Consider the following 21,931-nt stretch of genomic DNA (forward strand, 5'->3'; position numbering starts at 1 on the left):
CGCCGTCGGGAGGCGGCGGGCCCGGCCGCTCCGTCATTCCGGGGCGCGCGTAGCGCGAGCCCGGAATCCATAACCACGATTGTCTGGATGATGCGGGGATGAGCGCCACAACGGGTCCCGTCCCCATGTGAGTATGGATTCCGGGCTCGCGGGGGGGGGGGCTCCCCGAAATGAACGGGCGGAGAGAGCCGGGCTTGCGCCGGATCGGGAGGCCGCAGCCTCAACCCGCGTTGCTGTGGAAGTATTCAAAAATCTTGCGCGCGCTCTCGGCGCTCACGCCGGGCACCTTGCCGAGGTCGGCGATCGAGGCGCGCTCGATCTCCTTCAGCGTGCCGAAATGGTGCAGCAGCGCGCGCTTGCGCGACGGACCGATGCCGGGGATCTCCTGCAGGCCGGCCTCGCGGATGTCCTTCTTGCGCAGCTTGCGATGTGAGCCGATGACGAAGCGATGTGCCTCGTCGCGCAGCCGCTGGATGAAATACAGCACGGGGTCGCGCGGCTCGAGCTTGATCGCCTCCCGCTCCGGGATGAACAGCGTCTCGCGGCCGGCGTCGCGATCGGGGCCCTTGGCGACCGACATCAGCGCGACGTTGGTGACGCCAAGCTCGGTGAAGATCTCGCGGACGGCATTGAGCTGGCCGCGGCCGCCGTCGATGATGACGAGGTCGGGCCATTGCGGCACGTCGTCCTCCTTGGCCGCGCGTGCGACATCCTTCTCCGACGGTGACACCAGCCGCTTGAAGCGGCGCTGCAGCACCTCCTTCATCATGGCGTAGTCGTCGCCGGGCGTGAGACCTTCCGACTTGATGTTGAACTTGCGGTACTGGTTCTTCATGAAGCCGTCGGGGCCGGCGACGACCATCGCGCCGACCGCGTTGGTGCCCTGGATGTGGCTGTTGTCGTAGACCTCGATGCGCTTCGGGACCTGCGGCAGGCCGAGCGTTGTGGTCATCGCCTCCAGCAGCCGGCTTTGCGTTGCGGTGTCGGCGAGCTTGCGGCCCAGCGCCTCGCGCGCATTGGTCAGCGCATGGGTGACCAGGTCCTTCTTCTCGCCGCGCTTCGGGCAGGACACCTCGACCTTGTGGCCGGCCTTGACGCACAGCGCCTCGGCGAGCAACTCGGCTTCCTCGATCTCATGCGACAGCAGGATCAGCTTCGGCGGCGGCTTGTCGTCGTAGAACTGCGTGATGAACGCCGACAGCACCTCCTCCGGCAGATAGCTCTTCTCCGCGCGCGGGAAGTAGGCGCGGTTGCCCCAGTTCTGGCCGGTGCGGAAGAAGAACACCTCGACGCAGGAATAGCCGCCCTCCTGGTGGATGGCGAACACGTCGGCTTCCTCGACGGTGCGCGGGTTGATGCCCTGCTGCGAGGAGATCGCCGACAGCGCCGCGAGACGGTCGCGATAGACAGCGGCAGTCTCGAATTCGAGCTCGCCAGACGCCTTCTCCATTTCGGTCGCCAGGAGCGCCTTCACGGCCTGACTGCGTCCGGACAGGAAGTCGGTCGCCTCGCGCACGAGCTCGGTGTAGCCGGGGAAGTCGATCTCCTGGGTGCAGGGCCCGGCGCAGCGGCGGATCTGGTGCAACAGGCAGGGGCGGGTGCGGCTCTCGAAAAACGAATCGGTGCAGGAGCGGATCAGGAAGGCGCGCTGCAGCGCTGTGATGGTGCGGTTGACGGCGCCGGCCGAGGCGAACGGACCGAAATAGCGCCCCGGCCTGGACTGCGCGCCGCGGTGCTTGAGGATCTGCGGCGCCCAATGGTCGCCGGTGATCAGGATGTAGGGGAACGACTTGTCGTCGCGCAGTTGCACGTTGAAGCGCGGCTTGAGCTGCTTGATCAGGTTAGCTTCGAGCAGCAGCGCCTCGGTCTCGGTCGTGGTCGAGATGATCTCGACGGTCACGGTGGCCGCGATCATGCGCAGGATGCGCGCCGGCAGCGGCGCGTTGGCCCGCGCATAGGATGACAGGCGCTTTTTGACGTTCTTGGCCTTGCCGACATAGAGCACGTCATGGGCCGTATTGAGCATGCGGTAGACGCCGGGCGAGGTCGGCGCGAGCCGCACGGCATTCTCGATCGCCGCGTGGCCGATCGCGAGCGGGCCTTCGCCGACCGCCTCCAGGCTCTCCTCGGCCAGCTCCGGCAGCCGGCCGTCATCGTCCTCGTCCGCAGCCGAGGCGGCGGGATCGAGATCGGGCGTGTCGATGGTCTCGGGCGGCAGGTCGGCCGCGCCACGCCGGCTCGGGGGCGTCGGCGCCTTGGATGGGTCGGAGCTGTGGGTGGTCATGTCCAACAAATTAAGCGCTGCCGCGCCGCCTCGCCAGCTTGCGATGGCGCCATGCACAGGGCAGGGCGGTAACGCTTCGTTAAGCACGTTAATGGCCGGGTAACCCGGCTTAACAACGGCTTAACCTAAAACTCTCGATAAAAGCTCACGAAAGAAGCGAGAGTTCCGTAACCACGTCGGCCCGCGCGGCACAGTCGCGCGGCGCATGCTCCGGGTGGTGACGGCGAGTTGCGTGGAGTGAGCGATGAACAGGTTCTTGGTCGGTGCTGCCGCCGCGGCGGGCTTGGGCGCGGCGGCTCTCGGATCGGTCTCGGCGCAGGCGGCCGATCTCGGCTATGGGCGCGGCGCGCCCTATACCGTGAGCCAGCCCCTCAACGCCTATAGCTGGGCCGGCCCCTATCTCGGCGGCACGCTGGGCTACGAATGGGGCACCGTCGGCAACAACCCGACCAAGCCGTCCGGCCTCACCGGCGGCCTGACCGCGGGGTACAATTGGCAGAACGGCCCATGGGTGTTCGGCGCCGAGGGCGATATCAACCTGACCGGCGCCAACGACACCTTTGCGCCGTGGAAGTTCTCGAACCCATGGTTCGGCACATTGCGCGGCCGCGCCGGCTACGCCTTCAACAACATCCTGTTCTACGGCACCGGCGGCCTCGCCTTTGGCGGCCTGCGCGCCGAGACCTTCGGTCTTTCGGAATCGCACACCACGGTGGGCTGGACGCTCGGTGCCGGCACCGAGTTCGGCCTGGCGCAGAACTGGACCGCCAAGATCGAGTATCTCTACGTCGATCTCGACAGCAGCAATTTCGTGATCACGGGGGCGAAGAACGACTATCGGTTTGGAATTGTGCGCGCAGGCATCAACTTCCACTTCTGATGGCAACGAGGGAATAGGAAGAAGAAACGTCCAACGACAACCTCCCGGCCGCTCGCGCGGCCGGGATTTTTTTGTCGGAGTCCCTTTTGTCGTAGTGCTCCGTGCAATCTGGAGGTATGCAGCATCGCGCGCGGCCTGCACGTACGAGCCGGCAATGCTGTGCACGCGAGCCGGCGGCGCTGCCGGCAGCTTCCAAACGAACGAATGAGGTGCCGTCGAGGCGCCCGCGGCTGCAGTCTCACGCTGGTGCGTGAACCGTCGCCTGGTGGGCTCGCCCTAAGACGACAGGACCAGGTTCACCGCCTTCGGGCCCTTGCCCTTCTTGTCCGGCTCGACCTCGAAGCTGATCCGTTGTCCCTCGGTCAGATCCTTCAGGCCCGCGCGCTCCACCGCCGTGATGTGCACGAACACGTCGCGTCCACCGTCGTCCGGCTTGATGAAGCCGTAGCCGCGCTCACCATTGAAGAACTTGACCGTCCCAGTCATGGCCATCGGGAAACTCCTCCCCCGCAATGCTTCCTCCACTGCGCGCTCTGCGCAGCGTCCGACCGGACATCACTTTGATCGGAAAGCGTTGGCCACCTTAACGCCCAGCGCTCGCCACGCCGGATCGTCTGGATCTTGTTAGGCCTTGATCACCCCGCCGCAACCATTCGCGGAAGCGGAACGTAAAGCCAGTCTTACAATCAGACACAATAATACGGTTCCGCGCCGATTGACTACGGCTTTTCGACCAGTCGCCGTTTCAAGCTTTGGGGAATTCGATCCGGAAGCGCGCCGCGCCGCCCTGGCCGAGCGGCTTCTGCAGTTCCTGCAGGATGAGCTTCAACTCGTCATGCAATGTCCAGGGCGGGTTGACGATCAGCAGCCCGGTCGAGGTCAGCGCCTCGCCTTCGATCTGCGGCGCAACACTGAACTCGATCCGCAGCACCTTGCCCGGCGGCTTGGCCGCGGCCGCGAGCGCCGCGACGCGATCGGTCAGCTCTTCCGTCGCACGCCGGTTCTTGGCGGGATACCAGAGCACGTAGATACCGGTGGTCCACTTTGCGAAGGCCGCAGCAAAGCGGTCCGCGAGCCGCTCGAACTCATCCTTCGCCTCGAACGCCGGATCAATCAGCACCACGCCCCGGCGCTCGTTCGGCGGCACGAAGGCGGGCAGGGCGACCCAGCCGTCGAGATCGACGACGCGGGCCTGGGTGTCGCGGCGCAACTGATCGATCAGCTGCTTGCGGGGGATCGGCGCGAGCTCGCACAGGGTCATGCGGTCCTGCGGCCGCAGCAGCGCGCGCGCGATCAGCGGCGAGCCGGGATAGGCGACGAGCTCGGCCTTCGGATTGAACGATCTGATGATGTCGAGATAGGGCGACAAGAGTGCATAGGCCTGCTCGGAGAAGCGCGCCTGCAGCACGCGAGCGATGCCGGTGAGGAACTCGCCACTGCGGATGGCCTCGTCGCCGGTGAGATCGTACAGGCCTGCGCCGGCATGGGTGTCGATCACCCGGAACGCAGCGGGCTTCTCCTGGAGGTAGACCAGGATGCGCGTCAGCACGATGTGCTTGATGACGTCGGCAAAGCCGCCGGCGTGAAAGGCGTGTCGGTAGTTCATGCGGTACGAGTTACGCCGTTCCGCGTCAAAAGGGTACCCCGTCGATGCGCCGGATGGATCCAGAGAGCATCGGATCAGCGCCGCGGCGAGAGGCGCCGCAGGCCGACCCACTGCGGTCGCCCCGCTAGCCGCCGCGCACCGGCGGCATGTTGACCTCGTCGCGCCGGCAGGCCTGGCGGTCGATCTCGTCGCAGTTGCGAAACTCCAGATCCTTCGACAGACAGATCCGGACCTCGCTCAGCCTGGTGCGATTGCAGGTGACGGCAATGCCCGATGTCGTGAGCTTGGGGTTGGCCTTGATGAAGGCCTCCTCGACCGCCCCCGGCGCCACCGTCTTGGCCTCCGTAAGATCGAGGAATTCCGGCGGGATCTTGATGGCGGCGCGGGCCTTGCGGATGATTTCGAAGTAGGCCTTCGCGGACAGGCCGGCGCAGGTGCCGTGCTTGTCCCACTCGTTGTAGATCAGGCCCGGCGCCGGCATCAGGTCGAGCATCGAGGTCATGATGTTGCGCGGCAGGCGCGGCGCCGGCTGCTCGCAATATTCGGGGTAGCCGTTCTCGTATTGCGGCCACAGCCCGTGCACGACGAACGAGTAGGGCCGGCCGCCGCACTGCTGGGACCGGCTGCCGCGGCCGCCTCGCTCGTCGGCTTCGGCACAGTACGAGGGCGACCAGGATAGCGAGAGAACGTAGAAGTCGAACGCGCCCGGCGCGTTCTGGCGACGGTCCTGCGCCTCGGCGGAGCCAGCCGCGAGCACACCCACCAAGAGGGCAAAGCAGGCGATCGTTATGGACAACAGGACCGCAGGTCGGCGCAGGCAATCGAACATGGCGAACTCCCCGGACAATGCCAGGAGCCTAGCAGCGCGTTGGAACATTTCAAGAACAAAATGGCTGCCCCGAGGCAGCCATTCGTCAGCCGGCCGCCCGCGCGAGCGGCCGATGGTCCGACAAAGTCGAATCAGGGCTTGGCGGCGCGGCAGGCCGGATTGAAGGCCCAGTTGCGATCGAGGCCGACGACGCAGAACTCGACGCCCTGGTCATAGCCGGCGAAGCCGCCATCCTCGATGATCGAGAAGTTGACGGTGCGCGCCTTGCCGTCGCTGATCATCACGCTGCCGGTGCAGAAGCGGCGCGGAATATTGTCGGACTGCCAGGGGCGGAAGGCGATCTCATGGACGTTGGCGACGCCGGTGATCGTCAGCGAGGAATTCCAGAAGGTGCTCTCCTTGTCCTGGAATCGCGACACGATGGTCGGAATGGCCGCCTCGCAGGGGGCAACCCGGCCTTCGTACTTCGGGCCGGACAGCCAGAAGTTCATCTCGAGCGGATTGGCGGCCTGAGCCGGGGCGGTGGCGACGATGGCGGCAAGCAGCGCGCCACAGGGAGCGCCGAACATCTTGAAAGGTGAGCTGAAGTCGCGCATGGGCCGTCCGCAAGGCTGATCCGGGAGCGTGGACCGTGCCGCGGCGGCCACAGGAGGTCAAGTGCAACGCGGCAACACTCCACGATTAGTCCTGTTAACGCGAGGCTGGTGTTCTTTTCTTGACCGCACAGGACCTTTAGGATGGCACGCCAGCTCAAGGAGAATGCAATGCGGACGCTGAAGGCCGGACTCGTGAAGACTGCAGGCCTCGCGGCCGTCGGGATGCTGCTGGCCGCCGCGCCGGCTCTGGCCGACGTGGTGCCGCCCTTCAAGGGCAACGACACCGGCGGCATCATCGCCTATCAGCTGGCCCAGCGCACGGATGCGCGCCAGCTCGCGGTCGATCATTGCGCCTCCTACGGCAAGGTCGCGAAGTTCCGCGCCGTCGATGCGCGCTATGGCGGCTACGTCTCGTTCGCCTGCCGCTGGGTGCCCTATGGCTCGGCGCAACGGCCGCTGCGGACGCTGTACTAACGTTCTCCTAATTGCCATCTTTGGGCGGCATTCGCTCCGACATCGCGCAACGAGCCGGAACGGAACACATGACCTGCACACGCACTGCCATCGGCCTTCTGGCCTGCTGTCTCCTCAGCGTGACCGCGAGCCACGAGGCCCGTGCCGTGGACCTGCCGGTGCGCAAGGCGGGCCTGTGGGAATTGAAGATGGTCAGGTCCGGCGGCCAGCTGCCGGAAATGACCATGCAGCACTGCACCGACGAGACCACCGACAGGGACATGAACAACATGGCCTCGCCGATGGCGCAGCAGGTCTGCTCCAAGCAGGACATCCAGAAGACCGCAACCGGCTATGTCAGTGATGCCGTCTGCAGCTTCGGCGGCATGAACACGACCTCGCATGCCGACATCACCGGTGACTTCAACTCGGCCTACACGGTGAAGACCACCTCGCGCATCCAGGGCGGTGCCGCCGGCGCCGCCAAGGAGACCGCGATGACCATCGAGGCGAAGTGGCTCGGCGCCTGCAAGCCCGACCAGAAGCCCGGCGACATCGTCATGCCCGGTGGCATGAAGATGAACATCAAGGACATGAACAAGCTGAAGAACCTCATTCCGGGTGCCAAGCAGTAGGCGGGCGGCCGTTGCGTTTGGCGGCACGAGCGCAGAGACATGGATCGTCGCTCATTCGCGGACGCAAAGCACGATCTTCCCGATATGTCGGCTCGTCTCCATGCGGGTGTGCGCATCGGCCGCCTCGGACAAGCGATAGGTGCTGTCGATGCGCGGCCGAATGGCCGTCCCGAGAAGGGGCCCGACGCGTTGCCGCAGGTCGGCCGCGATGCGTCGTTTGAGGTCCAGTGCCGTCGAACGCAGGAACGTGCCGGTGATGCTGGCCCGGCGCGCCATCAGGCCGCGCAGCGGCACCGCCAACTCGTTCCCATGTCCGGCTGAGAGCAGGGCGATCCGTCCGCCCATTGCGAGCGCCGCAAGGTCCTGCGCGATGTGAGCGCCTGCGGAGGTGTCGAGGATGCAGTCGACACCGCGCATCCCCGTCGCCGCGCGGATCTGCTCGGCGAGATCGGGATCGGCATAGTCGAACACGGCGCTGCAGCCGAGCCTGAGCGCCGCGGCGCGCTTCTCTGCGGTGCCGGCGGTGGCAATGACGGGATGACCCAGCGCGCGCAGGAGCTGGATCGCGATCGTGCCGACGCCGCTGCTTCCGCCATGAATCAAGGCGGTCTCGCCGGGTGCCATGCGCATCAGCTCGAAGAAATTGAACCAGGTCGTGAACAGCGCCTCGGGCAGGGCGGCGCCTTGGATCCAGTCGAGGCCGCTCGGCAAGTCCAGGGCAAGATGCTGATCGGTGGCGACGTATTGCGCGTATGAGCCGCCGTCGGTCAGTGCGATCACCGCTTTACCCAGCCGTTCCCGGGGAACGTTGGTGCCGCAGGCCACGATGCGCCCCGAGGCTTCCAACCCCGGCACGGGATTGGGCTCCCGCGACGGCCCGGCAGCGCGCTGGTTGCAGTCATGACGGTTGATGCCGGCGGCTGCGACCTCGATCAGCACATCGTCTGGTCCGAGGCGCGGGACCGGCCAGTCCTGTCGCTCCGACAGGACCTCCGGGCCGCCCGCGGCGGTGATGATGACGGCGCGCTGATCGTCCGGAATCATGCTTGGTCGCTCATGTGCTCACTTACCGACCAGGCTGCACTTGCTGCGGTCGAGCGGGCGAAATGCCTGATCGGGGGCGATCTTCGTCACCAGCTTGACGAAGTCCCAGGGGCCCTTCGATTCGGCGGGGGTCTTGACCTGGACCAGATACAGGTCGTGCACCATGCGCTGGTCGTCGCGGATCTGGCCGTGGTCCGCATAGGCGTCCGAGACCGGCGTCGCCTTCATCCTCGCCATCACGCTTGCGCCGTCGTCGCTGTCGGCATCCTTCACCGCCTGCAGATAGTGCCGCACGGCCGAATAGACCCCGGCCTGTATCTGTGACGGCATCGCCCTCCGGCGCGCGTAGAACGCGTCGGAGAAGCGGCGCGCGGCGGGGGAGGCATCCTCGAAGAAGCTGGTGACGATGAGATCGCCCTGCGTCGCCTTGAGGCCGATGGCTTCAATGTCCACGTTCTGGAACGACATCGGCACGATCTTCATGCCCTGGGCCGCAAGCCCGAACTCCTCGGCCTGCTTGATGGCTGTGGCATTGTCGCCGGCGACGTTGAGCGCCAGGATCTTGGCGCCGGAGGCCTGGGCCTGCAGCAGGAAGGATCCGTAGTCCGGCGTGCCGAGCTGCGCCTTGACGCTGCCGGCGACCTTGCCGCCGAGCTCGGCGATGCGGGCGCGCGCGGTCGCTTCCACTGAATGACCGAACGCGTAGTCACCGGTGATGAAGAACCATGGCTCCTTGCTGGTCTGCATGATGCCCGAGACGACTGCGGTCGCGGTCGAATAGGCGTCGTGCGTCCATTGCACCGAGGTCGGGGCGCAAGCTTCGTCGGTCAGCTGGTTGGCGCCGGCCCCCGAGATGAGGAAGATCTTGCCGTTGCTACGCACCAGCTCCTGGACGCCAAGGGCCGCGCCGGAGCTGCCGCCGTCGGCGATCGCCTGCACACCGTCCTGCTCGAACCAGCGCCGGGCGATCGCGACCGCGATATCCGGCTTGTTCTGATGGTCGGCCTGAATGATTTCGATCGGCCTGCCGTTGATCTTGCCGCCAAATTCCTCAGCGGCCATCCGGGCCGCTTCCACGGAGCCGGGCCCCATCGCGGTCGCGAAGATGCCGGTCATGTCGGTGAGCACACCGATACGGATGGCGCTCCCCTTGATTTCGGCCTGCGCGGATGAGCCTGCAAGCAGCAGCAGGCCAGCGATGCTGGATCTGAGACAGCGCGACATGATGATCCTCCCCGGACTTGAAGATTTGGTTTTTTGTCGTGTTTGATTGGTGCGCCTCGCGGTTCTCCGCGAGGCGGAGACGTCAGGCTGCCGGTTCGGCAGCCACGGGATTGCGCAGCACGCCGATGCCCGAAATGTCGACCTCGACCGTATCGCCGGGCTTCATGAACAGAGGCGGGGTGCGCTTGAAGCCGACGCCTCCCGGCGTGCCGGTGACGATCACGTCCCCCGGCAGCAAGGTCATGATCGTCGAGCAATAGACGATCAGATCGGGGACATCGGTGATGAGGAGATCCGTGGTGGTCCGCTGCACGGTCTCGCCATTGAGGCGGGTCTGCAGCGTCAGTTTCGACGGGTCGGGAATTTCATCAGCCGTGACCAGCCAGGGGCCGAATGCGCCAGACCGGTCGAAGGTCTTGCCCGACAGGAATTGCGATGTATGGCGCTGCCAGTCGCGGATGCTGCCTTCATTGTAGCAGGAATAGCCGGCGATGTGCGCGAGCGCGTCCTGGCGCCGGATGTGCCGGCCGGCTTTCCCGATCACGAGCGCAAGCTCGCCCTCGTAGTCGAAATGATCGGAGACACCAGGGCGAATGACCGGCTGCAGATGGCCGACTTGGCTGGTGGGAAAGCGCGCAAACAGCGCAGGTTTCGCGGTGACGGTCCGCCCGGTCTCGGCGACGTGGTCGCGATAGTTCAGGCCAACGCAGATGATCTTGCCGGGATCAGGGATGACGGGCGCGAAGGCGATCGCACTGAGGGGATAGTCGGTCTGTTCGCGGGCGAGCAGTTCGGCGGCGTGACCGAGCGCATCCGCCTCGAGCAGCGCGCGCAGGCTCTTCGCCGGCAGCCGTCGGCCGAGGTCGACGACACCGTCTCCCTTCAACGCGCCGTATCCGGGACGCCCGTCGATCACAAAGGAAACCAGCTTCATACGTGAACCCTCTCAAAAAGAACGGAAACGCTCAGGCCGCGCTCGGCAGCGGTGCGAGGAAGGCGAGGCCTGACAACAGCGCCGCGGGATCTTCGCCCGTGCGGACTGCACCCAGGATGTAGCGGTCGGGGCGCATCAGCACGGCGTCGAAGCCGTGCTGATCGAGCCAGCCGTCGAGGCCGCCAGCTTCCTCGCCGCAAATGACGGCGACGTCAGCGGCCGTCAGGCGGGCGTGATGCTGCTCGATCATTGCGGTCCCGAGACCCGACCGGCATAGCAGCGCGAAGCGATAGCCGACGCGGTCGTCGCTGCGGCCGAGATCGCGGGTGCGGAATTGCGGCGCCAGCTTTCCCGTCATGCTTCGATCGCCGCCGGCAAGGCCCGGGCCGAGCAGTGGCTTCTGCACGTCGAGCTTGAGCTGGCCGTCGCCCTGTGCCGTGCCGGTCGCAAGCGCCGCCTCGACCGCCCTGGTGTTGATGAGTCCGCCCAGCCGGATCGCGAGCTCGATGAATTCGCGCACGTGGGGCGCGCGCTCGCTCTGATAGGTGTCGAGGAGATCAGGAGTTGCCTTGCCGGCAATCACACGAGCCAGCTTCCATGCGAGGTTGGCCGCGTCGCGAATGCCGGCACACATGCCCTGACCGAGAAAAGGCGGGGTCTGATGCGCGGAATCACCTGCGAGCAAGAGCCGTCCGGCACGCCATTGCTGGGCGACCGCGGAGTGGAATGTGTAGACGGCGGCGCGTTCGATCTCGGCCTCTGCGGGCCGGAGCCAGGGCGAGAGCAGCTCCCACACGCGAGCCGGTTGGGTGATCTCGACCGCGTCCTCGTCAGGACGTACCGTGATCTCCCACCGGCGCCGGTTGCCGGTGCCGCGAATATAGGTTGCGGGACGCTGCGGGTTGCAGTGCTGGACGCTGAAATCGCCGAGATCGGGCCGCGCCTCGCTCAGCAGCACGTCGCAGACGAGCCAGCGCTCGTGAAAGCCGAGATCGTCCAGCGCCGAGCCGATGAAGCGGCGCACCAGCGAACGTGCACCGTCGCAGCCGATGACATAGGCGCAGGAGATGTCGACGAGCCGGCCGGTACCGAGGTCTTCATAGCGAACGCGCGCACCGTTGTGGTCCTGCTCGAGCGCGAAGACGTCACAGCGCGTGCGCAGCTCGACATGAGGCCAGCGCGCGAGTCCCTTGTTGAGCACGTTTTCGAGATCGGGCTGGTGGAATCGGTAGCTCAGATTCCAGCCCATCGAGGTCGGCTCGCGGGTGCGCGGCCAGTCGAGCAGCAGCCGTCCCTCGGCATCGACGAAGCGCATGCCGGGACTCAATGTAAGGTGGGGCAGGATGGCGTCGGCAAGGCCGATGGTCTGGAACACGCGCATGCATTCGTCGTCGAAATGCACCGCGCGCGGCAAATGATAGGCCTTGGCTTCGCGCTCCAGGATCAGGGTGCGGATGCCGCACAGGCCGAGCAGATTGGCGAGCGTCGAGCCCACGGGCCCGCGACCGACGATGACGACGTCGAAGCTTCCGGAATGTGCAGCCATGTTGCTCATGGCCGCATCTGTTCCGCAACCGCCTCGCACCTTCAAGGCGCGGTCGCAAACTGTCCACGCAGCGGACGCTCAGGCCTGGACGGGAATCGCGGCCGCGGCGTCGCGCAATGGGGCCGCGTATTGAGCGACAGCCTCCTCGAGGGTCATGGCGGAGCGGATCCAGATGATCGAAATGCAGCCGAAGACGACGTCGCCACGAACGATCGGCACTGCGATCGACGACGTCTTCGGATTGAATTCGCCCTCGTTGCGGATTGCATAGCCGCGCTGAGCCGTTTCCGTCACCATGCGCTGCAGCCGCTCGGGCGCCAGGAAGGAAACGTCCTCCGCATTCTCGATGCGTCGCAGGTGGTTGATGATGATGTCCCGCTCTGCGGGCGGGCAAGCGGCCAGATAGGCCCGGCCGGCCGAGGTCTGCAGCATCGGCAGGCGCTTGCCGATCATGCTGCGATCGATCGAGAGCGGGCTGCGCGCATGCGTGGTCTCCTGGATGACCATCGCGCCGTTTTCATAAGTCGACAGATCGACCGGCCAGATCAGGCTGCGGCTGAGCTCGGCGAGATAGGGCGCGGCGACCTGGCAGATGAAGATGCCGGGATCATAGCCGTCGCCGAGGCTCAACGCGTGGCGCGTCACCCGGAAGCGGTCGTCGCTGGCGCTGCGCGCGACATAGCCGAGTTCCTCGAGTGTCTCGAGCAACCGATAGACCGTAGGCCGCGGCAGATCGAGCTGGCGCGCCACGTCGCCGGCGCGAATGCCCCCGGACCGATTGACCGCGCGCAGCACGTCGAGCCCCCGCTTGAAGGCGCGGACACCCTCCGCAGGACGGGCTTGCGGAGATCGCGTCCGTTGCTTGGACACTTGGAAAATCCTCCCTGTTCTTCGTTTCCGTCCGCCGATACCGTCTTGAGAACGCGAGCCGGATGCAGGGGCGGCAGTCTACTGCAGGACCGCGCGGAGCTGATACGAAATTCCGCCCGCACCTTTCGGGAGAAAACAAGATGGAAATAACGGCGCTCGGTTACATCGGCATCAAGTCGTCCCAAGCGGAGCAGTGGGGACGCATGGCGACCGAGCTCCTCGGGATGCAGCGCGTGGATCGCGCGGCCAGCGTGCAGGCCTATCGGATGGATGATCGCAAGCAGCGGCTGATCGTCGATGGCAGCGGCGATGGCGGGCTCGCCGTCATGGGCTGGGAGGTCGGCGACGCTGCGGCGCTCGCGCGCCTCGCCAGCCGTCTCGACGACAACGGCGTGAAGGTGGCCCGCGGTTCGCAGGCACTGGCCGACGAGCGTCATGTCACCGAGCTGATCTGCTTTCAGGATCCCGCCGGCAACACGATCGAGGTGTTCTGGGGTGCAGCCGTCGCCTCGGATCCCTTCAGGCCGGGACGTCCGATCTCCGGCTTTCGCACCGGGCCGCTCGGCATGGGGCACGTCGTGCTCAACGTCGAGGACGTCGAGCCGCTGCTGCGGTTCTATCGCGACCTGCTCGGCTTCAAGGTGTCCGACTTCGGCCTGACGCCGTACAAGCTCTATTTCTTCCACGTCAACGGCCGTCACCACAGCTTCGCGATGGTCGGCTCCGGTCGCCGCACACTGCATCACTTCATGGTGGAACTCGGCAGTCTCGACGACGTCGGCCAGGGCTACGACCTGGCACAGCTCGACGACGGGCGCGTGGCCTACACGCTGGGCCGTCACACCAACGACCACATGACCTCGTTCTACGTCAACACGCCCTCCGGCTTCTTCATCGAATATGGCTGGGGCGGCCGGGTGATCGATCCCGCGACCTGGCAGCCGCATGAGACCTTTGACGGCCCGTCGCTGTGGGGGCACGAGCGATTGTACCTGCCGGATGAGCAACGCAAGCGCCTGCGCGATATGCGGCTGTCCGCGGCTGCACGCGGCGTTCGCGTGCCGGATCCTCGCGTTCCGGCACTGAACTGCGCGTGGCTCGACGCCGTGGTCGCGCAGGAGTGAGCTAAGCAGCGCGCTACACCGGAATCCGCACGCTCGCCCGCAACCCGCCCATCGGGCTGTCGCCGAGGGTGATGTCGCCGCCATGGGATCGCGCGATGTCGCGGGCGATGGCGAGGCCCAGGCCCGTGCCGCCCTCGTCCTGGTTGCGCGCGTCGTCGAGGCGCAGGAAGGGCTTGAACACCTCCTCGCGCATGTCGGCCGGGATGCCCGGGCCGTCATCGTCGACGGTGATGGTGAGGTAGCGGTGGTCGCGATGGCCGGTGATGGCGATCGCATCGGCATGGCGGGCGGCGTTGGAGACGAGATTGCCGAGGCAGCGCTTCAGCGCCTGCGGCTTCACGGTGACCACCGGCAGGCCGTGGAACGAGACCGTGGCGGAATGGCCGTTGCGCTCGGCGTCGCTGCGCAGCTCCTCGAGCGCGTTGGAGATGTCGGTCGGCTGCGCGATCTCGCCATTGTCGCCGCGTGCGAACGCCAGATAATCCTCCAGCATGTGCGACATCTCGTCGACGTCCTTGCGCATGGCGTCGATCTCGGGACTGTCGCCGAGCAGCGCCAGCTCCAGCTTGAAGCGCGTCAGGATGGTGCGCAGATCGTGGCTGACACCGGCCAGCATCGCCGTGCGCTGCTCCAGGGTGCGCTCGATGCGCGCCTTCATCTCCAGGAAGGCGTGCGCCGCGCGTCGCACCTCGCGCGCGCCGCGCGGCCGGAAGTTCGGCACCTCGCGGCCCTTGCCGAAACTCTCGGCGGCATCTGCGAGGCGCAGGATCGGCTTGATCTGGTTGCGCAGGAACAGCACCGAGACGATCAGCAGAATCGAGGAGGTGCCGACCATCCAGAACAGGAAGATATCGGTGTTCGACGCGTAGGCCGCGCCACGCTGCGCGAACACGCGCATCACGGCGTCATCGAGCGCGATGCGGATCTCGACCAGATTGGAGCGGCCGACGGTGTCGATCCAGAACGGACGGCTGATCTGGCGGCCGATCTGGCTCGACAGCGACTGGTCGAGCAGGTTGAAGAACGGTTTTGGCCCCGGCGGCGGCATGTCGCCGGCGGGCAGGAAGTCGACCACCAGGTTGAGCCGCTGTTGCGCGATCCGGCGCAGCATGGTGCGGTCCTTGTCCTGCGGATAGCCCTTGTAGATGTCGATCAGCGCGGCGACGTCCTGCACAACTGCGGCGGAGAGGCGTCGCGTCACCGTGTTCCAGTGCCGCTCCATGAACACGCCCGCGACCACCGTCTGCAGGATCACCATCGGCACGATCATGATCAGCAGCGCGCGCGCATAGAGGCCGGTCGGCATCCAGCCCTTGAACGCGTTGCCCACCACGCTGTTGGCGCGCGACACCCGCCGCGACGCGGTGCGGATCAGGGTGAGGCCGGTGTCGAGCGTGCTCATGATAATCCTAACGCGCGCCGTTTCCGTCATTGCGAGGAGCCCCCGGGTCTCGCCCGCGGCGAGCCCGAGGGCAGGCTCCGCGACGAAGCAATCCAGAATCTTCGCGGGACTCTGGATTGCTTCGCTTCGCTCGCAATGACGCGGAGATGCCAGGTCGTTTCAGGTCTTGCGGTGAGGAAGCTAGCTCAGATGCTTTCAAGGCAACGTGATCGGAATGGCCCGGCATATCAACCGCTCATCTCAACCCGACGTCATCAGCCGGTAGCCGATGCCGCGCACGGCCTGCAGGAACAGCGGGTTGGCCGGATCGCTCTCGAGCTTGCGGCGCAGGCGGTTGATCTGGACGTCGACGGCGCGCTCGTTGACGGTGCCGTTGCCGGTCAGCGCGCCGCGCGGCACGGTCTCGCCGCGGGCATTGGCGAGGATGCGCAGCATCTCGCGCTCGCGGTCGGTGAGGTGGACGATCTCCTCGCCCTGCTTCAGCTCGCCGCGCGCCAGATGATAGACGAACGGCCCGAACGCGATCTGCTCGACGACCTCCTCGGCCGGCGGCGGCGCGGCGCGCTTGAGGATGTTGCCGATGCGCAGCGCGAGCTCTCGCGGTTCAAAAGGTTTTGCGACGTAGTCGTCGGCGCCGAGCTGCAGGCCCTCGATGCGGCTCTCCGGCTCGGCCCGTGCGGTCAGCATCACGATCGGCACCGAGGATTGCGTGCGGATGAAGCGGGCGAGGTCGAAGCCGCTTTCGCCGGGCATCATCACGTCGAGGATCAGGAGATCGAAATGCAGTCCCGTCAGCTTGGCGCGGGCATCGCTCGCGCTCGCCGCGGTGGTGACGCGATAACCTTCGCCGCGCAGGAAGCGCGACAGCAAGTCGCGGATACGGCGGTCGTCGTCGACGAGCAGGAGATGCGGCGCGTCGTCGGCCGGCGTCTGCTGATGATGCGGGGCGATGGCGGCGATCGTCACGGTCACTCCTTGGCAGCGGCGACAGGCGTCTTGAAGATGGCTTCCAGCACCTTGTCCGGATCGTCGCGATCGATCATCGCGCGCAGGAACTGCCGGACCTTCTCGGCGCCGGCCGGTCCGATCTGCTCCAGCGCTCGATCGATGCGCCGCGTCTGCAGCCCGGCCAGCTTGGCGACCAGCGCCTCGCCCTTCGGCGTGGCGAAAAGAAGGCGCTGGCGGCGATCGTTGTTGCCGGTCTTCTGCACGATGTAGCCTTCGTCGAGCAGCTGCTTGAGCACGCGTCCGAGCGACTGCTTGGTGATGCGGAGAACGTCGAGCAGATCGGCGACCTTCAGGCCGGGATAGCGTGTGACGAAATGCATCACGCGGTGATGCGCCCGGCCGAAGCCGAACGCCTCCAGCTCATGGTCGGCATCGCCGACGAAGTCGCGGTAGGCGAAGAACAAGAGCTCGATGATGTCCCAGCGCAGCGGCTCGCCGCCGGCGGCCGCGGAGGGCTCAGCCGCGCGCAGCTCGGGGTTCAACGTCGGAGACGAGAAATTTATGTCAGCCATATTGACGTTTCTGCGGTTCAATGTTACAAAACAATCGTCCGCTACGAAATTTTAGATCGTTTCATCGGCGGGCGATGGGTCTCCAGGCGTGTCTGAACGGGCCGTAGGCAACCCCGACGGGCATCCCTGGGCGACGTATCGAACAACCGTGTGATGTCGAGCGGCATTTCGGCAAACCATACTGGACTTCCGCCGAGCGCAAAAGCATGTCCTGTGGTGGCATGCTTGCCCGGTGACCGGCTCAAAAGCCGGTCGCGGCAGGTCCGAAATTCAAGAAGCCGACTGGCCCGATCGGACGGGTCGGCGCCAGAACTCGCGAATGGCGATCAAGCGGGGGAAGCAAGGACATGACTTTGACATTCGACATCAAGCCGACGACGAACCCGACCTCCGACCAGGAGCGCGCTGCCAAGCTCGCCAACCCGGGCTTCGGCCGGGTGTTCACCGATCACATGGCCGTGGTCCAGTACAGCCAGGACAAGGGCTGGCACAGCGCGCGGGTCGAATCCCGCGCCAACTTCCCGCTCGATCCGGCCGCGGCCGTCCTGCATTACGCGCAGGAGATCTTCGAGGGCCTGAAGGCCTACAAGCGCGACGATGGCGGCGTGAACCTGTTCCGCCCCGACGCCAATGCCAAGCGCTTCGGGAATTCGGCCGAGCGCATGGCGATGGCGCAACTGCCGCCGGAGGTCTTCATCGAGGCGGTCGAGCAGCTCGTCCGCATCGATCGCGCCTGGATCCCGGGCGGCGAGGGCAGCCTGTATCTGCGCCCGTTCATGATCGCCAACGAGGTGTTCCTCGGGGTGAAGCCTTCGGCGGAATACATCTTCGCGGTCATCGCCTCGCCGGTCGGCTCCTATTTCAAGGGCGGGCCGGCGCCGGTCTCGATCTGGGTCTCGGAGAACTACACGCGGGCTGCGGTCGGCGGCACCGGCGGCGTCAAATGCGGCGGCAATTATGCCGCGAGCCTCAAGGCGCAGGCCGAGGCGATCCAGCATGGCTGCGACCAGGTCGTGTTCCTCGATGCGATCGAGCGCCGCTATGTCGAGGAGCTCGGCGGCATGAACGTGTTCTTCGTGTTCGACGATGGCTCGTTGTCGACGCCGCCGCTCGGCACCATCCTGCCCGGCATCACCCGCGATTCCATCATCAAGCTGGCGCGTGATGCCGGCCGCGAGGTGCGCGAGGAGGCGTATTCGATCGACCAGTGGCGGACGGATGCCAAGAGCGGCAAGCTGAAGGAAGCGTTCGCCTGCGGCACGGCCGCGGTGATCTCGCCGATCGGCAAGGTGTGCTCGGCGAGCGGCGACGTCCTGATCAACGGCGGCGAGGCCGGCCCGGTCGCCATGGGCCTGCGCAAGCAGCTGGTCGACATCCAGTACGGCCGCAGCCCCGATCCGCATCAGTGGATTCGGGACGTGAAGTAGGGGCATGCCTCCCTAGCGCTTGCAGGTTCTGGGCACAGTCTAGCCGCGATAACGGTTTGCTCCCTCCCCCGCTTGCGGGGGAGGGCTGGGGAGGGGGAAGCCCCGTAAAGACTGCCGCTGGGGCGCCCCCACCCCAACCCTCCCCCGCAAGCGGGGGAGGGGCGCACTGAATGCGCGGCGCAAGCTTGGCTCTTACTGAAATGCTGGAAACGGTGCCACGCGCCAGCACCTGACCGGCCCGCGGGTTGCCGCACCGCGCCCCGGCTGCTACCAACCAAGCAACGCATTCCATCCCGTAGGGTGGGCAAAGGGCCGCGTAGCGGACCGTGCCCACCACTTCGGCGTTTATCAGCCATGGTGGGCCCGCTGCGCTTGGCCCACCCTACGTTCCGGTCCCCATGTCCGACAAACCGAAGAAACCCCAGAAGCTGAAGGCGCGGCTGCCGCGCGGGCTCGAGGATCGCGGCCCCGCGGCGATAGCCGCCACGCGCGAGATGGTCGAGAAGATCCGCGCCGTCTATGAGCGCTACGGCTTCGAGCCGGTGGAGACGCCGGCATTCGAATACACCGATGCGCTCGGCAAATTCCTGCCCGACCAGGACCGTCCGAACGAGGGCGTGTTCTCGTTCCAGGACGATGACGAGCAGTGGATCTCGCTGCGATACGACCTGACCGCGCCGCTCGCACGCTACGTCGCCGAGAATTTCGACGCGCTGCCGAAGCCATATCGCAGCTATCGCGCCGGCTACGTTTTCCGCAACGAGAAGCCCGGCCCTGGCCGCTTCCGCCAGTTCATGCAGTTCGACGCCGACACCGTCGGCTCCGGCTCGCCGGCAGCGGACGCCGAGATGTGCATGATGGCGGCGGATGCGATGGAGGCGCTGGGGATTCCGCGCGGCTCGTATGTCGTGAAGGTGAACAACCGCAAGGTGCTCGATGGCGTGATGGAGGCGATCGGCATCGGCGGTGATGAGCACGCGGGCCGTCGGCTGACGGTGCTTAGGGCAATCGACAAGGCCGACAAGTTTCCGATTTCAGAGATCAAGAAGCTGCTCGGCGAGGGCCGCTGGGACGGCGGCGAGGTCGGCAAGGGTGATTTCACCAAGGGCGCGGGCCTGACTGAAAGTCAGATCGACTCCCTGCTGGCCTTCTTCGAGATGAAGGTCGCGGAGCCGCAAATCCAAGGTGAGGAGCAGGATCTGCAGTTCAACGCCCAGGTCTTGGCGAGCGTTGCTCAGCGGAAATTGTTCATGTCCTCGCCGGCCTATGTGGAAGGCGTCAACGAGCTGACCGAGATCGCCAGACTGTGCAGCGCGGCCGGTTACGGTTACAGCCGCGTCCGCGTCGAACCCTCCGTCGTCCGTGGGCTCGAATACTACACTGGCCCCGTTTACGAAGTTGAGCTCCTGCTCGAGACCAAGGACGAGAAGGGCCGTCCCGTGCGCTTCGGCTCGGTCGGCGGCGGTGGCCGTTATGACGGTCTCGTCTCGCGCTTCCGTGGCGAGCCGGTGCCGGCGACCGGATTTTCGATCGGCGTCTCGCGTCTGCAGGCGGCGCTGACCTTGCTCGGCAAGCTCGATACGCGGCCGGCGTTCGGGCCGGTGGTCGTCACCGTGTTCGATCGCGAGCGCGTCGCGGACTATCAGAAGATGGTGTCGACCCTGCGCAATCACGGCATCCGCGCCGAGCTCTATCTTGGCAACCCGAAGAACATGGGCAACCAGCTCAAATATGCCGATCGCCGCAACGCGCCCTGCGTCATCATCCAGGGCAGTGACGAGAAGGCCCGCGGCGAGGTGCAGATCAAGGACCTGATCGAGGGCGCCAAGGCGGCGGCCGCGATCGCCTCCAACCAGGAATGGCGCGAAAGCCGCCCGGCGCAGTTCTCAGCCAAGGAGGACGAACTGGTCGCCGGCGTCCGCGAGGTGCTCGCGCGCCATGACGTGAGCTGGGGGTAGGGGATTCGTCATACGCGGGCTTGACCCGCGTATTCATCCTTCAAACGATGGCCGCAGATTTCAAGAGATGGATTGCCGGGGCAAGCCCGGCAATGACGCGGCTGAGATAACTAACAGGGAGCAACGAATGCCCGAGATCACCGTGAGCATGGCCGCCGGCCGCACCGACGAGCAGAAGGCCAACATGATGCGCGACATCACCAAGGCCCTGGTGACGCATCTTGGCGTCGATCCGGAAGCGGTGGTGATCCAGATCAACGAGGCGCCGCTGACGCACAAGATGAAGGGCGGCAAGACCTTCGTCGAACGCCTGGCCGAGCAGAAGAAGTAGTTGGCCATCGTCCTGGCGAAAGCGAGGCTATGACATCTGTCTCGACGATCACCGCCGTCGTCCCGGCCTAGCGCGCAATTGCGCGCAAGGCGCCGGGACCCATACCCCCAGGGAGCGGTTCGAGGCACGCTGGTCATTGGCCCTTTGCCCATCACGACCGCCACGGCGTATGGATCCCGGATCGGCGCGCGCGTGCCGCGCGCTTGTCCGGGACGACAGCACAGTTCGGAGCAGCCATGGACGCACGTGAGTTCATCAAGCCGGGCATGCGCGCCGAGCGTTTGCTCGTCGTGCCGCCGGAGCGCACCGTCGGGCATTTCGTGCCGCACATGCCCATGGTCTATGCGACGCCGATGATGATCCTGGAGATGGAGATGACGTCGGGCGATGCCATCAACCCGGTGCTGCCGCCGGGCTGGGTCACGGTCGGCACCGAGGTCAATGTCCGGCATCTCGCGGCGTCGCCGGTCGGCGCCACCATCCGCACCGTCGCCGAGGTGATCGAGGTCGAGCGCCGCGTCATCCGCTTCTCGGTCGAGGCCTATCATGGCGAGGTGAAGATCGGCGACGGCCGTCACGGCCGCGGCCTCATCAATGTCGAGCAGTTCAAGAAGCGGTTCGGCGTGACGTAGCCGCGCCGCGCTAGACCGACTGGCCCGTCTTCAACAGCGAGCAGCCGGTGATCTTGAGGCTGCCGTCGGGCTGGGTCTGCAGCGTGTAGAGCGCCTCCCACGCCTCGCCTTCGGCATCGACGATGTGGACGCGCTGTGCGATGCTGCCGTCCTCGACCTGCGCGGCGCCGAACTCGAAGCTGCGATGACGGTAGACCGGCGGATAGCCGCTCTTGACCATGCTCATGAAGATCTCGACGCTCGGAAACAGCGCCTGGATCTCCGGCGCGGCCTGGGCATAGGCGGTCGCGCCGTCGTCGCGCGCCAGGGCCTGCTCTTGGGCGCGAATCACGCTCTGCGCCGCGCTGGCGTCGGCCGCGGCGGCGGGGCGGGCCAGCAGCGCCAGCAGCAGGACGAGCGGCACCAGAATGCGCATGTCGTGTCCTCCATCGGCGGTTCGGATCGATCTATCATGCGCCACGCGCCGCCCGTGACAAGCCTGCCCTGGCGCGTCAATGTCGCGGACCGGCGGCGATCGACCGGCTGGATTGTGTCGACATCCTCACGTCTTCGCGAGCCATGCGACCGACGCGGTGCCGGTCGCGATGGGACCGGCTTGATCTGGTCCGCCCCGGCGCGAATCATGCATGCAGGGCG

The 21,931-nt window shown here is 66.1% G+C and carries 22 protein-coding genes; 8 read left to right on the forward strand and 14 right to left on the reverse strand.

Annotation, left to right across the window (positions count from 1 at the left end):
• Positions 1-220: 220 nt before the first annotated feature.
• Entirely contained in the window at positions 221-2,284 is a 2,064-nt protein-coding gene (gene uvrC, locus QX070_RS09410; RefSeq protein ID WP_315736605.1) for an excinuclease ABC subunit UvrC, read from the reverse strand.
• Between the two features lie 244 nt (positions 2,285-2,528).
• Between uvrC and QX070_RS09415 the strand changes: the two genes are divergently transcribed.
• Entirely contained in the window at positions 2,529-3,164 is a 636-nt protein-coding gene (locus QX070_RS09415; RefSeq protein WP_315736606.1) for a porin family protein, read from the forward strand.
• Positions 3,165-3,440: 276 nt separating this feature from the next.
• Here the strand turns inward: QX070_RS09415 and QX070_RS09420 are convergent, their stop codons facing one another.
• The 4 genes from QX070_RS09420 to QX070_RS09435 all read right to left on the reverse strand — a co-directional run bounded on the left by QX070_RS09420 (position 3,441) and on the right by QX070_RS09435 (position 6,195).
• Positions 3,441-3,656: a cold-shock protein gene (locus tag QX070_RS09420; protein ID WP_006612991.1), complete on the reverse strand. Its 216-nt coding sequence runs from the start codon at positions 3,654-3,656 to the stop codon at positions 3,441-3,443.
• Between the two features lie 253 nt (positions 3,657-3,909).
• The gene (locus QX070_RS09425) at positions 3,910-4,770 is read right to left on the reverse strand and encodes a 23S rRNA (adenine(2030)-N(6))-methyltransferase RlmJ (RefSeq protein WP_315736607.1); all 861 of its coding nucleotides are present in this window, start codon (positions 4,768-4,770) and stop codon (positions 3,910-3,912) included.
• Positions 4,771-4,894: 124 nt separating this feature from the next.
• Entirely contained in the window at positions 4,895-5,599 is a 705-nt protein-coding gene (locus tag QX070_RS09430) for a ribonuclease T2 (protein WP_315736608.1), read from the reverse strand.
• A gap of 131 nt (positions 5,600-5,730) precedes the next feature.
• Positions 5,731-6,195 carry a hypothetical protein gene (locus QX070_RS09435; protein ID WP_315736609.1) on the reverse strand — a complete coding sequence of 155 codons (465 nt, stop codon included), beginning with the start codon at positions 6,193-6,195 and terminating at the stop codon, positions 5,731-5,733.
• Between the two features lie 168 nt (positions 6,196-6,363).
• Here QX070_RS09435 and QX070_RS09440 point away from each other — a divergent pair, with 168 nt between their 5' ends.
• Positions 6,364-6,669 carry a hypothetical protein gene (locus QX070_RS09440; RefSeq protein ID WP_315737063.1) on the forward strand — a complete coding sequence of 102 codons (306 nt, stop codon included), beginning with the start codon at positions 6,364-6,366 and terminating at the stop codon, positions 6,667-6,669.
• A gap of 68 nt (positions 6,670-6,737) precedes the next feature.
• The gene (locus tag QX070_RS09445; RefSeq protein WP_315736610.1) at positions 6,738-7,283 is read left to right on the forward strand and encodes a DUF3617 domain-containing protein; all 546 of its coding nucleotides are present in this window, start codon (positions 6,738-6,740) and stop codon (positions 7,281-7,283) included.
• 51 nt (positions 7,284-7,334) lie between these two features.
• On the opposite strand, the gene QX070_RS09450 is transcribed toward QX070_RS09445, so the two are convergent.
• The 5 genes from QX070_RS09450 to QX070_RS09470 form a co-directional block, all read right to left on the reverse strand.
• Positions 7,335-8,327 carry an NAD(P)H-quinone oxidoreductase gene (locus QX070_RS09450; RefSeq protein WP_315736611.1) on the reverse strand — a complete coding sequence of 331 codons (993 nt, stop codon included), beginning with the start codon at positions 8,325-8,327 and terminating at the stop codon, positions 7,335-7,337.
• Positions 8,328-8,345: 18 nt separating this feature from the next.
• A complete protein-coding gene (locus QX070_RS09455) occupies positions 8,346-9,551 on the reverse strand; it encodes an ABC transporter substrate-binding protein (protein ID WP_315736612.1) in 1,206 nt (401 codons plus the stop codon).
• An 82-nt stretch (positions 9,552-9,633) separates the two neighbouring features.
• A complete protein-coding gene (locus tag QX070_RS09460) occupies positions 9,634-10,485 on the reverse strand; it encodes a fumarylacetoacetate hydrolase family protein (RefSeq protein WP_315736613.1) in 852 nt (283 codons plus the stop codon).
• Between the two features lie 31 nt (positions 10,486-10,516).
• The gene (locus tag QX070_RS09465; RefSeq protein WP_315736614.1) at positions 10,517-12,040 is read right to left on the reverse strand and encodes a bifunctional 3-(3-hydroxy-phenyl)propionate/3-hydroxycinnamic acid hydroxylase; all 1,524 of its coding nucleotides are present in this window, start codon (positions 12,038-12,040) and stop codon (positions 10,517-10,519) included.
• Between the two features lie 69 nt (positions 12,041-12,109).
• On the reverse strand, positions 12,110-12,901 hold the full coding sequence (locus tag QX070_RS09470) for a DNA-binding transcriptional regulator (RefSeq protein ID WP_315736615.1): 792 nt from the start codon (positions 12,899-12,901) through the stop codon (positions 12,110-12,112).
• Positions 12,902-13,041: 140 nt separating this feature from the next.
• Between QX070_RS09470 and QX070_RS09475 the strand changes: the two genes are divergently transcribed.
• A complete protein-coding gene (locus tag QX070_RS09475) occupies positions 13,042-14,025 on the forward strand; it encodes a VOC family protein (protein WP_315736616.1) in 984 nt (327 codons plus the stop codon).
• Positions 14,026-14,038: 13 nt separating this feature from the next.
• Here the strand turns inward: QX070_RS09475 and QX070_RS09480 are convergent, their stop codons facing one another.
• The 3 genes from QX070_RS09480 to QX070_RS09490 all read right to left on the reverse strand — a co-directional run bounded on the left by QX070_RS09480 (position 14,039) and on the right by QX070_RS09490 (position 16,947).
• Positions 14,039-15,427: an ATP-binding protein gene (locus tag QX070_RS09480; protein WP_315736617.1), complete on the reverse strand. Its 1,389-nt coding sequence runs from the start codon at positions 15,425-15,427 to the stop codon at positions 14,039-14,041.
• Positions 15,428-15,667: 240 nt separating this feature from the next.
• Positions 15,668-16,399 carry a response regulator transcription factor gene (locus QX070_RS09485; protein ID WP_315736618.1) on the reverse strand — a complete coding sequence of 244 codons (732 nt, stop codon included), beginning with the start codon at positions 16,397-16,399 and terminating at the stop codon, positions 15,668-15,670.
• Positions 16,396-16,947: a MarR family winged helix-turn-helix transcriptional regulator gene (locus QX070_RS09490; protein ID WP_315736619.1), complete on the reverse strand. Its 552-nt coding sequence runs from the start codon at positions 16,945-16,947 to the stop codon at positions 16,396-16,398. The genes QX070_RS09485 and QX070_RS09490 overlap by 4 nt, the downstream gene beginning before the upstream one ends.
• A gap of 347 nt (positions 16,948-17,294) precedes the next feature.
• On the opposite strand from QX070_RS09490, the gene QX070_RS09495 reads away from it, so the two are divergent.
• The 4 genes from QX070_RS09495 (at position 17,295) to QX070_RS09510 (ending at position 21,295) form a co-directional block, all read left to right on the forward strand.
• Complete coding sequence (locus tag QX070_RS09495) at positions 17,295-18,374, forward strand: branched-chain amino acid aminotransferase (RefSeq protein ID WP_315736620.1); 1,080 nt, start codon at positions 17,295-17,297, stop codon at positions 18,372-18,374.
• Positions 18,375-18,868: 494 nt separating this feature from the next.
• Positions 18,869-20,332: a histidine--tRNA ligase gene (gene hisS, locus QX070_RS09500; protein ID WP_409998848.1), complete on the forward strand. Its 1,464-nt coding sequence runs from the start codon at positions 18,869-18,871 to the stop codon at positions 20,330-20,332.
• A gap of 67 nt (positions 20,333-20,399) precedes the next feature.
• A complete protein-coding gene (locus QX070_RS09505; RefSeq protein ID WP_315736622.1) occupies positions 20,400-20,663 on the forward strand; it encodes a tautomerase family protein in 264 nt (87 codons plus the stop codon).
• Positions 20,664-20,899: 236 nt separating this feature from the next.
• A complete protein-coding gene (locus tag QX070_RS09510; protein ID WP_315736623.1) occupies positions 20,900-21,295 on the forward strand; it encodes a thioesterase family protein in 396 nt (131 codons plus the stop codon).
• Between the two features lie 10 nt (positions 21,296-21,305).
• On the opposite strand, the gene QX070_RS09515 is transcribed toward QX070_RS09510, so the two are convergent.
• Positions 21,306-21,710: a DUF4864 domain-containing protein gene (locus QX070_RS09515; RefSeq protein ID WP_315736624.1), complete on the reverse strand. Its 405-nt coding sequence runs from the start codon at positions 21,708-21,710 to the stop codon at positions 21,306-21,308.
• Between the last annotated feature and the right edge of the window lie 221 nt (positions 21,711-21,931).

It is taken from the genome of Bradyrhizobium sp. SZCCHNR1093 (assembly GCF_032381175.1).
In the GTDB taxonomy this organism is placed as follows: Bacteria; Pseudomonadota; Alphaproteobacteria; order Rhizobiales; family Xanthobacteraceae; genus Bradyrhizobium.